Annotated in this window: 11 protein-coding genes; 7 read left to right on the forward strand and 4 right to left on the reverse strand. The window is 42.9% G+C overall.

Annotated elements, in window-relative coordinates; translation table 11 throughout:
* Positions 1-26: 26 nt before the first annotated feature.
* Genes GTO83_RS02025 through GTO83_RS02040 form a run of 4 tightly spaced genes read left to right on the forward strand, consistent with a single transcriptional unit; the run spans position 27 to position 4941 of the window.
* Positions 27-701: a 2,3-diphosphoglycerate-dependent phosphoglycerate mutase gene (locus GTO83_RS02025; RefSeq protein ID WP_180871485.1), complete on the forward strand. Its 675-nt coding sequence runs from the start codon at positions 27-29 to the stop codon at positions 699-701.
* A gap of 16 nt (positions 702-717) precedes the next feature.
* Positions 718-1599 (forward strand): alpha/beta hydrolase, encoded by an 882-nt coding sequence (locus GTO83_RS02030; protein ID WP_180871486.1) that lies wholly within the window; start codon positions 718-720, stop codon positions 1597-1599.
* Positions 1600-1623: 24 nt separating this feature from the next.
* Positions 1624-4146, forward strand: a complete 2523-nt coding sequence (locus GTO83_RS02035) for a M1 family metallopeptidase (protein ID WP_180871487.1) — start codon at positions 1624-1626, stop codon at positions 4144-4146.
* Positions 4147-4203: 57 nt separating this feature from the next.
* Complete coding sequence (locus GTO83_RS02040) at positions 4204-4941, forward strand: NADPH-dependent oxidoreductase (RefSeq protein ID WP_180871488.1); 738 nt, start codon at positions 4204-4206, stop codon at positions 4939-4941.
* Between the two features lie 41 nt (positions 4942-4982).
* Here the strand turns inward: GTO83_RS02040 and brnQ are convergent, their stop codons facing one another.
* Entirely contained in the window at positions 4983-6329 is a 1347-nt protein-coding gene (gene brnQ / locus GTO83_RS02045) for a branched-chain amino acid transport system II carrier protein (protein WP_180872091.1), read from the reverse strand.
* Between the two features lie 410 nt (positions 6330-6739).
* Between brnQ and adhE the strand changes: the two genes are divergently transcribed.
* Positions 6740-9358: a bifunctional acetaldehyde-CoA/alcohol dehydrogenase gene (gene adhE, locus GTO83_RS02050; RefSeq protein ID WP_180871489.1), complete on the forward strand. Its 2619-nt coding sequence runs from the start codon at positions 6740-6742 to the stop codon at positions 9356-9358.
* 74 nt (positions 9359-9432) lie between these two features.
* Here adhE and GTO83_RS02055 read toward each other — a convergent pair whose 3' ends face one another.
* On the reverse strand, positions 9433-10899 hold the full coding sequence (locus tag GTO83_RS02055) for an amidase (protein ID WP_180871490.1): 1467 nt from the start codon (positions 10897-10899) through the stop codon (positions 9433-9435).
* A gap of 139 nt (positions 10900-11038) precedes the next feature.
* On the opposite strand from GTO83_RS02055, the gene GTO83_RS02060 reads away from it, so the two are divergent.
* Both GTO83_RS02060 and GTO83_RS02065 read left to right on the forward strand, forming a co-directional pair.
* Positions 11039-11716 (forward strand): amino acid ABC transporter permease, encoded by a 678-nt coding sequence (locus tag GTO83_RS02060; RefSeq protein ID WP_180871491.1) that lies wholly within the window; start codon positions 11039-11041, stop codon positions 11714-11716.
* A gap of 79 nt (positions 11717-11795) precedes the next feature.
* Positions 11796-12665, forward strand: a complete 870-nt coding sequence (locus tag GTO83_RS02065) for a transporter substrate-binding domain-containing protein (RefSeq protein ID WP_180871492.1) — start codon at positions 11796-11798, stop codon at positions 12663-12665.
* 140 nt (positions 12666-12805) lie between these two features.
* Here GTO83_RS02065 and abc-f read toward each other — a convergent pair whose 3' ends face one another.
* The gene (gene abc-f / locus GTO83_RS02070) at positions 12806-14284 is read right to left on the reverse strand and encodes a ribosomal protection-like ABC-F family protein (protein WP_180871493.1); all 1479 of its coding nucleotides are present in this window, start codon (positions 14282-14284) and stop codon (positions 12806-12808) included.
* 270 nt (positions 14285-14554) lie between these two features.
* Positions 14555-15556, reverse strand: coding sequence for a class 1b ribonucleoside-diphosphate reductase subunit beta (nrdF, locus tag GTO83_RS02075; RefSeq protein WP_180871494.1), 1002 nt, complete (start codon positions 15554-15556; stop codon positions 14555-14557).
* Positions 15557-15564: the final 8 nt, after the last annotated feature.

Consider the following 15564-nt stretch of genomic DNA (forward strand, 5'->3'; position numbering starts at 1 on the left):
AAGAAAGGTGAGAGAGAAGGTGAACAATGCCAATTTTAGTTGTCGTTCGCCATGGTCAAAGCCAGGCGAATTTAGATAATATTTTTACCGGGTGGACGGATTCACCGTTAACGGCAAAAGGGGTGGCCCAAGCGAAAAAAGTCGGTCAAATACTTGCTAAACGCGGTTATCAATATACGGCCGTTCATACTTCGTATATGCAACGGGCAATTATTACGGCAAACTTAATTTTAGCCGCTCAAGATCAATTATATCTGCCAATCTATAAAACTTGGCGCTTAAATGAACGCCATTATGGGGCCCTTAGCGGTCAACATAAGGATGAAGTTAAAGCCCGAGTTGGTGAAAAGCAATTTAAAGCTTGGCGGCGGGGGTATTCAGCAGTGCCACCGCGGTTAAGTCAACCGCAACATGACCGACGTTATGATCGCTTAGGTGTTCAGGTACCTTTGGCTGAAAGTCTAGCAATGACTGAGAAACGGTTACTTCCTTACTGGGAAGATGCAATTGCTCCCCGGTTGTTAAATCACGAGAATCAGTTGGTGGTTGCTCACGGAAGTTCGTTACGAGCCTTAATTAAGTACCTCGAAGGCATTCCAGATGATCAAATTAATCAAGTTGAAGTTCCCAATGCTCAACCAATTATTTATCGGTTAGATGATCGCCTCAAGATTATCCAAAAAGAAATCATTGCTAATTAGAAAAAGAGGTAACCAAATGGAAATCAAAGAAATTACCGCTAATCCTAATTTAACGGGGCAAGTGCGGTTGATTGAAAATGTTACTTACGCCGCTGTTGATGGGGAGGCTTTGAAACTATCCCTCCTAGTGCCGTGGTTACAACGGTATCGGGTCCGGGAACTCAAGCAACGTCCATTATTAGTCTTTGTTCAAGGAAGTTCTTGGCAACGACCAACCTTAGGGGAAGAAATCCCGCAACTGGTTCGTTATGTCCACCAAGGAATGGTGGTGGCAACGATCCAACACCGAAACTCAATTGAAGGTCACCCTTTCCCGGCTTTTTTAGAAGACGTTAAAACGGCGATTCGCTTTTTGCGGGCCCATGCGGCTAAGTATGCGATTGATCCTGATCGGGTGGTTTTATGGGGGACCTCATCTGGTGGCAACGCTGCGCTTTTGACTGGTTTGACGGGAAACGATAAACGTTACCGGACGGCGGCTTATCCAGAAGAATCAGATGCAGTTAATGCGGTAATTGCTTGTTTTGCGCCAACTGATGTTGAAGATGTCTTTAAATATAGTAGCCAAGTCCCTGGATCTGATTTATTACAATATTGTTTGTTTGGAAAGGATCAAAAAAAGTGGCCTGATTTGAAAAAAGAAATGAGTCCGCTTTATCAAATTAAGGCCGGGCAAGCTTATCCACCATTCTTACTTTTCCATGGGGATGCTGACCGGGTGGTCCCGTATCATCAAATGGAAGATATGGCACGTGCCCTAGCGGACGCTGGTGTTGACGTCACTGCGGTCCGGGTTAAAGGAGCTGACCATGAAACTAACTTCTGGAGTCCAGCGGTTTATGATCTGGCAGCGGACTTTATCCAAGGGCAAGTCCATCCTTCCAAAACCGAAAAATAAAGATTACGAAAGGAAATTGATTAAATGGCAAAACGTTTATTAGCATCATTTGTTCCCGAACATTACGACTTGTTGATTGACATTAATCGGAAAGCAAAAACGATCAAGGGGACAACCACGATTGTTGGAAAAGCCAAAGAAACTGAAATTGCGGTCAATCAAAAATTTCTCCAAGTTAGCCAAGTATTAGTTGATGGACAACCAGTTCCATTTGAATTAAACCAAGCAAGGGAAACCATTGAAATTAAACTGGCTAAGCAAGGGCCAGTTACGTTAACGATTGACTACCAAGCACCGCTGACGGACACCATGATGGGAATCTATCCTTCATACTACGATGTGGCTGGGGAACGGAAACAATTAGTTGGGACCCAGTTTGAAACGACTTTTGCCCGGCAAGCCTTTCCTTGTGTGGATGAACCTGCCGCTAAGGCAACCTTTAGTTTGGCAATTAAATTTGATGAACATCCAGGCGAAACAATTATTGCCAATATGCCAGAGGATCACGTTACTAATGGGGTGCACTACTTCCAAGAAACGGTCAAAATGTCAACTTACTTGGTTGCCTTTGCCTTTGGGGAAATGCAAAAGAAATTAACCACGACTAAGAGTGGGGTCCAAGTTGGTGTCTTTGCGACCAAGGCCCATCAAGCAAAAGAACTTGATTTTGCCCTTGATATTGCTAAACGGGCAATTGAATTTTACGAGGACTTCTATCAAACCAAGTACCCATTGCCACACTCATGGCAATTAGCTCTCCCAGACTTCTCTGCAGGAGCAATGGAAAACTGGGGCTTAGTAACTTATCGGGAAGCTTATTTGCTTTTGGATCCTGATAATACCGCGCTGGATACCAAGCGTGTTGTTGCGACCGTGATTACCCACGAATTGGCCCACCAATGGTTTGGAGATTTAGTAACGATGAACTGGTGGGATGATCTTTGGTTAAATGAATCTTTTGCTAATATGATGGAATACCTTTCGGTGGATGCTTTACAACCAGACTGGCATATTTGGGAACTCTTCCAAACTTCCGAAGCGCCAATGGCCTTACAGCGGGATGCTACTGATGGGGTCCAATCTGTTCACGTTGATGTCGAGGATCCCCGGGAAATCGATGCCATTTTTGACGGGGCGATTGTTTATGCCAAAGGAAGCCGCCTTTTGGTAATGGTGCGGTCCTTAATTGGGGATGACGCCTTACGAGCAGGCCTCAAAAACTATTTTACGGCTCATCAGTACGGCAACGCCAAGGGGGATGATCTTTGGCAGGCCCTTGGTGAAGCTTCTGTAATGAATATTGGAGCGATTATGAAGGCCTGGTTGAATCAACCTGGTTATCCAGTCGTGGAAGCCAAAGTGGTTGATGGACACCTTACGTTACATCAAAAGCAATTCTTTATTGGGGATGGCCAGGATCAAAATCGCTTATGGCCAATTCCACTGAATGCTAACTTTAAAGCTCCTAAGTTGATGGAGAAGGCGGATTTAGACCTTGGTGATTACCAAAGCCTCCGGCAAGCCGCTGGGAAACCTTTACGGTTGAATGATGGAAATAATTCCCACTTAATTGTTAAGTATGCTCCCGAATTGCTTGATGATATCCTAAATCACTTAAACGAACTAGACCATATTACGCAATTACAACTCTTACAAGACCTCCGTCTCCTAGCGGAAGCTCACCAAATTAGCTACGCTGATTTAGTTGGTTTACTTGGCAAGTTTAAGGCTAGCCAGTCAGCCATCGTTAATGATGCTCTTTATCGAATCGCAAGTGAATTGCGGGACTTTATCGAACCAAACACACCAAGTGAAACTAACTTAAAGCAATATTTTGCAACCTTGAGTGCTGATCAAACTAAGCGGTTAGGTTGGGAAAAACAAATAAATGATGATTTTGATGCTGAACTAATGCGGCCAACGATTTTGTCAGCTGCCCTCTACGCGGAAGATTCGGCCGCAATTGCCGCCGCTCACGCCTTGTTTGAACAACATTCAGCAGCTAAATTGCCAGCAGACGTACGGGCTTTAGTCTTGCAAAATGAAGTGGTTAACTTTGGCTCTGGTGAACTCTTTGACCAATTATTAGCTGACTATCAGCAAACGAGTGATCCTAGTTACAAGCAAGACCTTTGCTTTGCCTTAACTAAGACTAAGGATGCAACCTTGATTGGTAAGTTAATTGATCGTTTTGAAGATGCCAAGACCATTAAACCGCAAGATCTTCGGGCTTGGTACCGGGGCTTACTTGCCACCCCAGCTGGTCAACAAGCGGCCTGGGATTGGATTCGTGACGAATGGGACTGGCTAGATGCAACGGTCGGTGGCGACATGGAATTTGCAACCTTTATTACGGTTACTTCTGCCATCTTCCATACCCCAGCGCGTCTTGCTGAATTTAAGGCCTTTTTTGAGCCCAAAGTCAATACGCCTGGCTTAACCCGGGAAATTCAAATGGATGTTAAAGTCGTTGAGACCAAGGTAGCCTTAGTTCAAGCTGAGGCTCAAGCGGTCAATGAAGCCGTGACAAGGATGATTTCGAAGTAAATATAAAATGGCACGGAAAACTGGTTTCCGCGCCTTTTTTGAAAGGAAAAAACGTAAATGGATTTATTAAATCAAATGCAACACCACGTTTCGGTACGTGATTTTGAAGCTACGTCGTTGAGTGATGAAGTAAAAACAAAGCTGTTCCAAGCTGCTCAATCTGGTTCTTCCTCAAATTTTGTTCAAGCCTTTACTATCCTGGATATTAAGGATCAATTGGTTCGCAATGAACTTGCCGAAATTTCGCAAAGTGCCGCTTATGTGAAAAAGAGTGGTGGTTTCTTTGTTTTTGTTGCTGACCTGAACCGGCAAGCGCAAATTTTAAAGGCGAATCATCAAAGCTTAGCCCCTTTGAAGAACTTGGAATCTTTTTTAGTAGCGACGGTTGATACCACGATTGCCGCTCAAAATATGGCCTTAATGGCGGAATCAATGGGGTTAGGAATTTGCTATATCGGTGGCATTCGGAATAACCTGGCGCGTGTTGCAGAGTTATTGAATTTGCCAGCATTAACAGTACCACTCTTTGGGATGACGATTGGGATACCAACGGTGAAGAACGAAGTCAAGCCCCGGTTGCCACTCAACCAATTTACTGCCGTCGATCAATATCCTAGAACCGGTTTTACCGAGCTTAAAGATTATGATCAAGCGGTCCACCAGTATTATTTACATCGTTCAAGCCATCAAAAAGATACGACTTGGACCCAAACTCAGGCAACTTTTTTTGCTGAATTACGCCGGCCAAAAGTGGCTCAATTTGTTAAGAAACAAGGATTTGAACTTGTTAAATAAAAAATGGAGTTTCCCAATCAAAGTAGTTGGAAAACTCCATTTTATTTAGAAATAGGTAATTTAACGATTAACCAACTCAAGATTAAGCCGGTCAAAGTGAATGGCAACCAGGCAAACCCAATTGGATAAAGGGGTAAATAGTGGTTGGCAAAATCAATTAGCATTTGTGCCCAGCTAGTCTGCGAAAGTACCGGTGGTAAGGCTTTTACTAGATCAAAGCAAGCTGGGATTAAGGTTAAACAAGTGGTCAAGCGATATAAAAGAACTTGCTGCTTAAAGTGTGGCGAAACAATTCCGAGCAAGATCAAGGCAATCATTAATGGGTAAAGAAAAACCAAAATTGGTAGTGACCACTTAATGATTGAATTAAGACCTAAATTAGCAATTAAAAATGAGATCCCACACGAAAGGCGGAGGAAGTTCTGATAAGAAACTTTAGGGAAAAGCCGGTGAAAATCTTGCGAAAAGGCCGATACCAGTCCCATTCCAGTCGTAATGCAGGCGAGAATAGTTAATAAAGCTAATAATATATCTCCGCCGGTACCAAGATAAAAATGAGCAACTTGAGCCAGGGTGGTGCCGCCATTCGCTGCCAAGCTAAAGTGATGCCGACTTGTTGCTCCTAGCCAAATTAAACCGACGTAAATGATGGCGATCCCGCTTATTCCAATCAGACCGCTGCGGATGGTAGCGAGGGCTTCTGTTTTACGGTCTTGAACCCCCATTTCACGGAGGGTGGTAATAATGGCTACCCCAAAGATGGAGGCACCAAGGCCATCCATGGTGTTATATCCTTCTAAAAAGCCATTTGAAAAGGCACGATTCTGGTAGGTTGCAGTAAAAGTCGCGGTTTTGGCGGAACCCATGGGGTGAATGAAGGCCAAGATAAAGATGATTGCTAACAGACACAAGAAGAGCGGATTAAGATATTTTCCAATCCAATCGGTAATCTTACTCGCATTAACCATTGCTAAGTAACTCAAAGTAAAGAAGAGGGCGGTGTATATCAGTAGCACCAGCCTTTGATTATGGGCTTGAATATGTGGGGCGATGCCGATCGCATATGAAACGGTTGCCGTTCGTGGGGTCGCAAACAAAGGTCCCAGGGTAGTTTGAACGACAATTAGAAAGATTAATGCCGGCCATTTACCAAGTGGCTTGGCCAGGCCATCAATCCCGGTCGAACGAGTTAAAGCCAAGGCTAACAAGGCTAAAAATGGTAAGAGGACTCCGGAAAGTAAAAATCCTCCAGCCGCTACGAGCCAATGTTGACCAGCTAATTGGCCAAGATGAATGGGAAAAATTAAATTGCCAGCGCCGAAAAGCATCCCAAAAAAGAGCGAACCAAGGATTAGATAATCTTTTGAGCGTAATTTTGTCACGTTGATCGTATTCCTTTCAAAGTTTAATTTCGATTTTCACACAATCAAACATTATACCATACTATTAAGCGTTCCTAGTTTTAGCCCAAATGGGTTAATCAAGGAAGAAACAACAACCGAACTGCAATTCAACGTGGACCAACCAATTCTCCTCAAAACTAGACCAATATTTTTTTAGCGCCAAGTAAAAGCAGTTAGCGAATTATTTACACATCATTTGTATCCGTTTCCATTATCTTTAAAACGGGCTAGTTCAAAACGATAATGATAATAGTTTCACAAGCAAACGTTTAACAATAGAGTAAAACCCAATAAAACAAGCCGAAAAGTTTGTTGACTTTTTCACATTACTCCCGTAAACTTATAACCGTAAACAAGATACAAATGATTTAAGAGTTCAAGGAGGACTGTTTAGAATGGCTAAGCAGAATGAAGCTCAAACCCCTGAAGTTGATAAGAAGGCTCGCGCGGAAGCGATGGTTGACAAGCTAGTTAAAAAAGCTCACGAAGCCCTCGATATTATGCAAGGCTTTGACCAAAAGAAGGTTGACTACATTACTCACCAAATGGTTGAAGCTGGGCAAGACAAGCACATGGAATTAGCGATTGAAGCGGTTAAGGAAACTGGCCGGGGAGTCGTTGAAGATAAGGCAATTAAGAATATGTTTGCCACTGAAGAAATTTGGCACAACATTCGTAAGGATCACACTGTTGGTGTTATTAAGGATGACAAGGCAGATGAGTTGATCACGGTTGCTGAACCACTCGGGGTTTTAGCCGGGATTACTCCAGTTACCAACCCAACGTCAACCACGTTGTTTAAGGCCATCATTGCGATGAAGACGCGGAACCCAATTATCTTCTCATTCCACCCCCAAGCTTTGGAATGTTCCCGTCATGCTGCTAAGATTGTTCGGGACGCGGCTATCGCTGCTGGTGCGCCAGAAGGTGCCATTCAATGGATTGACGAACCAAGCCGGGAAACTAGTACTGCTTTGATTAACAACCCCGGAATTGCCTGCACCCTTGCTACGGGTGGCCCCGGAATGGTTAAGGCTGCTTACTCTACTGGTAAACCAGCCTTAGGGGTTGGTCCTGGTAACGGTCCAGTTTACATTGAAAAAAGTGCTAACCTTGCCCGAGCAATTAATGATATTGTACTTTCCAAGACTTTCGATAACGGGATGATCTGTGCTACTGAAAACAGTGCCGTAATTGACAAAGACATTTACGAAGAAGTTAAGGCCGGCTTAGAAGCCAACCGAGTATACTTTGTCCCAAAGAAAGAACACGCTAAGTTACGAAAGACGATGTTCAACGAAAAGACCGGTGGTGTTAATGGTCCAATTGCCGGGATGTCTGCTATGAAGATTGCTAAAATGGCTGACATTAAGGTTCCTGAAGATACCCAAGTCTTAGCAGTTGAAATCAACGAAATTGGTCCAAAGGAGCTTCTTTCTGGTGAAAAATTAAGTCCAGTACTTTCTGTTTACCGGGCCGAAAGTAAGGAAGATGCCTTTGCTAAGTGTAGTGCCCTTCTTAACTACGGTGGGCTAGGACACACGGCTGCTATCCAAACTACTGATATGGATCTTGCTCGTGAATACGGGGTTGAAATGAAGGCTTCCCGGGTTATTGTTAACTCACCATCTGGCCTTGGGGGGATTGGTAACATCTACAACCGGATGACGCCATCTTTGACCTTAGGGACTGGTTCATGGGGTGAAAACTCCATTTCCCATAACGTTACTGACTACGACTTGCTCAACATTAAGACAATTGCCAAGAGGCGGAATAACATGCAATGGATTAAATTACCACGGATTTACTTCGAACGGGACTCTGTTCGTTACCTCAAGGACATGCCAAACATTAACCGGGTCTTCATCGTTACTGGACCATCAATCTACGCTCACGGCTACGTTGACGTTGTTGTTGACCAATTGAAGTTACGGCAAAATGATGTACAATACTTAGTCTTCTCTGATGTTGAAGCAGACCCAAGTACAAATACGGTTCAAAAAGGGGTCGCTTTAATGAAGTCCTTTAAGCCTGATACAATCATTGCTCTTGGTGGGGGTTCACCATTGGATGCTGCTAAGGGGATGTGGATGTTCTACGAAAACGAAAATGCTTCCTTCTTCGGTGCAAAGCAAAAGTTCTTGAATATTCGGAAGCGGGCTTACCGGTTCGATAAGCCAAAGAAGGCTCAAATGGTTGCGATCCCAACGACCTCTGGGACTGGTTCTGAAGTAACACCATTTGCAGTTATCACGGACTCCGAAACGCACGTTAAGTACCCATTAGCTGACTATGCTTTGACACCTGATGTTGCTATTGTCGATCCACAATTCGTTGATACCGTACCAAAGGGTAACATTGCTGCTTCTGGATTGGATGTTCTGTGTCACGCTATTGAATCCTACGTATCTTCAATGGCTTCTGACTACACCCGGCCACTTTCCTTGCAAGCAATTAAGTTGGTCTTTAATAACTTGACGGCTTCTTACAATGGAGATGAAACAGCCCGGGCTGAAATGCACAACGCTTCAACCTTAGCCGGGATGGCCTTTGGGAATGCCTTCCTTGGGATCAACCACTCAATTGCTCACAAGCTTGGTGGGGAGTTTGGTTTGACCCACGGAATCTGTATTGCCATCACGATGCCACACGTTATCAAGTTCAACGCAACCTTGCCTAAGAAGTTCAGCACTTGGCCAAAGTACGAAGCCTTCCGGGCTGCTGACGATTACGCAACGATTGCGCGGACGATTGGCTTAACGGGTGACTCGAACGAGGAATTGATCGATAAGCTTTGTGACAAGATTAAGGAATTAGCCCACTCTGTTGGGGTAACCCTTAGTCTGAAGGCATGGGGGGTTGACAAGGCCCACTTCGACAAGGTGGTTGACAAGTTAGCTACCTTGGCTTACGAAGATCAATGTACAACGGCTAACCCACAAGAACCATTAATCAGCGACCTTAAGAAGATCATGATTGCTGAGTACGATGGTAAAGGGGTCGAAACTAATTAATTAATCTTATGCTCTAACAGTCCTCATAAATCAAAAAGGTGCAGTTGAGAATTTTCTCAATTGCACCTTTTTTGCTAATGTAAAAATTTAAACTGATGATGATCTTCAAAAAGTTTAGCGATTTGCAGTAACTGACTTTCTTGTCCTTTACCAGCCACAAATTGAATACCAATTGGCAAGCCGGTTTTCGTTACGTGAGTTGGAAGACTAATTGCTGGTTCACCGGTCAAGTTAGCTTGCTGGGTGAATGGTGACCGGGTTAAGGCAGCTAACCATTGGTCCCAAATGAATTGTTGTTGCTCCTTTGGACTTAATTCGGTAATGTGGAGCATGGTATCAATTTCTGCTGCGGTATTTAATGGCTCATCAATCTTCGGCGCCGTCATTGCCGTGGATGGGGTCAAAAGTAGATCGTACTTCTGATGGAACTTAGCCATTTGTTCACCCGCAAAATCCCAAGTACTCAATGCGCGACTGTATTGACTAGCAGTAACATGAGTCCCGGTTTGGTAGAGGGCCCAAGTTAATGGCTCCATATCGTCACTCGTAATTGACCGGCCTAAACCAGCTTCAATTTGGTCAAACATGGCGGCGGTTTCGCCTTCGTTCATCAAGTAATAAGTATCCATGAGGTGTTTACCATCAGTTGGCCAAGTAATTTCTTCGGTTTTAATTCCTTGACTTTCTAAGAATATGACCGCTTCTTTAACGGCTTCAATCGCTTCTTGGTCAACGGGTGTTCCGACTGGCGAAACAGTGGTGTAACCAACCGTTAAATTTGGCTTGGTAGCTAATTGGTTAACAAACCCTTTTTCATTCAGTGGAACTTGGAAAACCGCGGCCGGTTGAAGAGCTTGCAAACAATCTAATAATTGGGCGGTGTCGGTGACTGACCGGGTAATCGCAAAGTTACCAGCTGCTCCTTGCCAAGATCGCCAATCACCTGGTCCCGTTACGATTCGGCCACGGGTTGGTTTTAGGCCAATGGTTCCCGTCCAAGAAGCTGGGATTCGAATCGAACCACCACCGTCACTTGCGGCAGCTAGGGGAAGCATACCAGCGGCAACTACTGCTCCTGCCCCACCGGAAGAACCGCCAGGGTAGTAATCGAGGTTCCACGGATTATGGGCATTCCCGTACATTTTCGAGTCCGTAACGTTCTTAAAGCCAAATTCGGGATAGTTAGTCTGGCCGATAATGATGAAGCCGGCAGCTTCCAGTGCTTTGGTAAAATTGCTGGAGCTTTGGGCAATGGTATTACCAAAAAGGCGGTTACCATTGGTTGATGGAAGTCCTGCTTTAGCTTGTCCAAGCCCCTTTAACAAAAGGGGAACACCAAGAAATGGTTGACCATGATCTTGTAATTGAGTAGCTTCTTTTTTCGCTGCCGCTTGTCGTTCACTAATCACCGCGTTTAATTGCGGATTTTGCTTTTCAATCATTGCAAAGACGGTATCGATTAATTCACTACTTGAAATCTCTGTTGCCCTAATCATTTGGGCGAGCTTGATAGCTGGTTGTAATAATAAATTTTCTGTCATCAGCAACCTCCTATGTTTCACGGGGAACAAGAACTATTTTTATGATATCACTTTTAACTTGTAAGCGTTTAACAATCGTGGTTAAATTAAAGACGAATCATCACTAATTTGTTAATTTTGTAAAGAGAAGGGATCAAAAATGGGGGATTTGTTAACTCGATTATCAATACCAGGCTTTTTTGATGCTAAATTGGCTTTCGACTCAATTCCAACGATTTTAAGTGGTCTGCCAATGTCCTTATTTTTGTTAGTAGTCTGTTTTAGCCTTGCAAACATTTTGGGCTTTATCTTGATGTTAATGCGGATTAGCCGAATAAAGTTTTTACAATGGCCTGCCCGTTTTTATATTTCCTTTTTCCGGGGTGTGCCAATGTTAGTGGTCCTCTTTCTAACCTATTTTGGGTTAAATCTAGATGCCTTACCAGCCGCGATTACTTCCTTAACGATTGTCCCAGCGGCCTTTGTGGCTGAATATTATCGGTCAGCTTTTCTTGCCATTGATCCGGGACAAATGGATGCAGGCCTTTCACTTGGCTTTTCCTACCTTGGAGTGGTTTATCATATTCTGCTTCCCCAAGCTTTTCGGATCGCCATTCCGTCATTAGGGAATGTATTGCTAGACTTATTTAAGGGAACTTCTTTAGTCGCAATGATTACGATTTCTGAAATGTTTATGCAGGCAAAAATTGTAGCGGGTGCTAATCAGGACTACATGACCATTTATATTGTTATTGCCGTAATTTACTGGTTGGTTTGTTGCCTAATGTCATTTGGTCAGGATCTGTTGGAACGTCATTTAAATCATAATTTAGTGTAATGTTTCACTTTGTTAGCGCTTGCATTTTTTGTCGATTAGGTTATTCTTTAATTAACAAATTTAGGAGGTATTGTCCATTATGCTTTTCAAATCTAGACGGTTTAAGGTGATTGCTTTAGCCGCGATGTCCTTATTAGTTGTTGGCGGTTTAGTTGCTTGTGGTAATCAAAACCGTGCAAGTGACAAGAAGACTTTGACGGTTGCCACTTCTGGGACCCTTTACCCAACTTCTTATCATGATTCAAAGACTAAGAAATTAACTGGTTATGATATCGAAGTTGTTCGCGCGGTGGCCAAAGATCTTGGAATGAGGGTTAAGTTCAAGGAATATAACGTTGACGGTCAATTGGCTGCTGTTAAGTCTGGTAAAGCTGATTTGGCAGTCAACGACTATGCGATTTCTCCAGCCCGGAAAAAGCAATTCTTGATGACGACGCCATTTAAACACTCCTTTAACAGCATTGTTGTCCGGGCTAGTGATAACTCCGGCATTAATTCCTGGGCTGATATTAAAGGCAAAAAAGCTGCTGGGGAAGCCGGAACGGGTTATCAACGGCTAGCCCAACAACTTGGTGCGCAACTCGTTAATTACGACAACGTTTCTAACGACGTTTACCTCAAAGATGTTAAGAACGGTAAGACTGACTTAATTATGAATGACTACTACTTACAAAAATTAGCTTTGAAGGCTGTACCAAATAGTGGGTTAAAGATCTTACCTAACATGTACTTTACTACCAACCTTGATGGTGCTGGCGAAGGAATGTTGATTAACAAGAACGACAAGGACTTACAAAAGAAGATTAACAAGTCGCTGAAGAAGTTAATCAAAAACGGCACGATCAAGAAGATCGCTATGAAGTACTATGGTGCCGATGTAACGCAAAAGCCAAAGGTTCACATTTCCAAGCACTTTACGATTTCTGATAAATACACTGGTCGAAACTAGGGTTTTATAATGAAAGCCACTCAATCATTTTCTTGATTGGGTGGCTTTTTATCATAGCTTAATTATTTTAACTTTACTAATCAATCAACTTAATATTAAAAGAAAATCAGAAAGTATGTGTAATTTGACACGAATTAAACTTAGTACTCCAAATTAATTGTTGGAAAGCCAAGTTGCTGAATGATAGTTGGATCATGTTCGACCATGATGAGACTTGGATGGACAGTCTGAAGAACGTTAACTAATTGGTCTTGATTATAGGTGTCGAGGTAGTTAAAGGGTTCATCTAAGAGATAAAGATTAGCCGGAGTTAATAAACAGGTAGCGAGGGCGAGCTTACGCTGTTGACCAGCACTGAGCTCGTCGGTTGCGTGGCGAAATGTGTTACGCTGAAAGCCGAGCTTATACAGCAAATTTAAAAGGGCTTCCTTTTCTAGTCCGTGGGTTTTGGCATACTCATCAAGTTTTTGGTGGTCATAATTAAGTTGTTGGTGGAGGTAGCTGATGGTTAATTGCCTTGGAAAATCACAATCGAAACTTGGTGACTGGTTTGTAATTTGCTTTGCAAGATAGTTGAGCAAGGTTGTTTTTCCAATGCCGTTTGCTCCGGTAATAATTAACTGATGGTCGCGTGCTAAATTGAAATTTAAAGGTTTAAAAAGGGGTGATTGCTCCTCGTTTCTGAGGCTAAGATCATGAACTGTGAGGAGCTGGGGAGTTGAAGCTGGCTGATAGTTCATTGTTAATTCTGAACTCTGCTCAATATTTGTTAACAGGCCTTTTTTAGCCTTAATTTCGTTATTTAGGCGATGATTAAGATTAATTGATCTTTTCATCATCCGGGCCGCTTTAGCCCCTAGAAAACCACGATCGCCATGGGCCGCGTGGTCTTTTTTAGTTTCCGCCTTGTTGGCCCAGGTTTGTTTTTCCTGAACAGTTGCTTTTAAGCGACGAATTTCTTTTTTGAGTTGTTCATTATTAGCTTGATTGGTTTGGTCTCGTAAATCTTTTTGGGCACGATAATTTGAATAGTTGCCTTGTTGCAGATAAAGTTGCTTAGCTTCAATTACTAAAACGTGGTCAATGACTTGGTCAAGGAAACCACGATCATGGCTAGTGATGATAAAGCCTTGCTTTTTTGCATGTAAATATTGAGTTACTGTCTGGCGGGCTTGGGCGTCTAAATGGTTAGTTGGTTCATCTAAGAGGACAAAACTTATGGGGTCGGCAAAAGTACAAGCTAACTGAACCTTTGTCTGTTCACCACCAGAGAGGGTGTTAAAGGGTTGCCAAAGAATGTCAGCTCGAGTATTAAGCTTGGCTAACTCTTTAGCAATTTGCCATTCTTCAATCGGCACAATTTCTTGGATAGCCATAATTGTTGGAAGATTGGGAGACTGAATATTTATTGGATAACTAGCAAAGGATTGGTGAGTGATAATTTTTCCTTTTCCGTGAAGCTGACCCTGAATTAATTTAAGGAGGGTCGTCTTTCCCCGCCCATTACGACCTAATAGACCGAGTCGCCATTGGTCGTCAATGATAAGGTTAATATCGTCAAAAAGTGGCCCTTCGCCTGGATAGGCAAATGATAAGTGCTGAAGAGTAATGTTTGACATCAGGAACTCCTTTCTTGGTGGCCACTTTGATGAAGGAGAGAAAAATAAAAAGCCCCTGCACTTGGCAAGGACTTTTTAAGTCGTTTGAGAAGAGCTAAGAAGTTAATACTTCTTGGTCTTTATCGGATCTTAAAAGGCTTCGATAACAAGGCAATTCTCAGGTTAAACTAAACTAGTCAACGCCAAAGTGGTCACCCAATCGAGTGACTAACAATTGCAAATTGTCTAGCTTTAGTCCAACAATGGCAGAAGCCTCCTTTTAATTATGGTTTATTCTTTATCGTCTGCGTTTTTTCCGTCGTTAGGACTAGCAACGTGATAATCACTATCAGCCATTGCTTCAACCGCTCCAAGCCGATAACCATTTCCGACTTGACTAAAGAAGTCATGGTTGGATGTGGTGGTAGAAATTCCATTCATTACAACAGGGTTTACGTCTTCGTCAGTATCTGGGAAGAGTGGATCTTGCCCTAAGTTCATTAAGGCCTTGTTGGCATTGTAACGGATAAAGGTCAATACGTCATCGGTCCAACCAACTTGATTGTATAATAATTGGGTGTATTTTTCTTCGTTATCATAAAGTTCATAAAGAAAGTCGTACATCCAATCCTTAATTTCTTGTTGCCGTTTGGTGCTAAGTTGTTTCATACCCACTTGGAACTTGTAACCAATGTAGGTTCCGTGAACTGATTCGTCCCGGAGAATTAACTTGATGATTTCAGCGACGTTGTTTAATTTGTTATGGCCAAGGTAGTAGAGTGGGGTGTAAAAACCAGAATAGAAGAGAAAAGTTTCCAGGAAAACATTGGCAATCTTCTTTTTTAATGGGTCTTCGTTTGGATCCAAATAGAGGTTTCCAATCTTAATAGCCTTATTTTGAAGATATTCTTCAGTGTCTGACCAGTGGAAAATTTCTTCAATTTCATCGGGCGTGTTCAACGTGGAAAAAATCGTTGAATATGATTTGGCGTGAACCGATTCCATAAATTGAATGTTGTTCAAAACCGCCGTTTCATGTTGGGTCTTAACATCTTCCTTTAAAGCAGTTAGGCCAGCTTCAGATTGGAGTGTATCCAATAGGGTCAAGCCCCCAAAGACGTGACCAACAACCCACCGGTGATCATCGTCTAATTCGCGCCAGTCGTCCATATCGTTAGAAACTGGAATCCGGGTATCTAACCAGAATTGTTCAGTTAGTTTTTCCCAAGTTGCTTTATCAATCATATCGGAAACCCGATTCCAATTGATTGCTTTATAGTTTTCAATTGCCATTTTTATTT

The organism is Lactobacillus sp. 3B(2020), assembly GCF_013487845.1.
GTDB lineage: Bacteria > Bacillota > Bacilli > Lactobacillales > Lactobacillaceae > Limosilactobacillus > Limosilactobacillus alvi.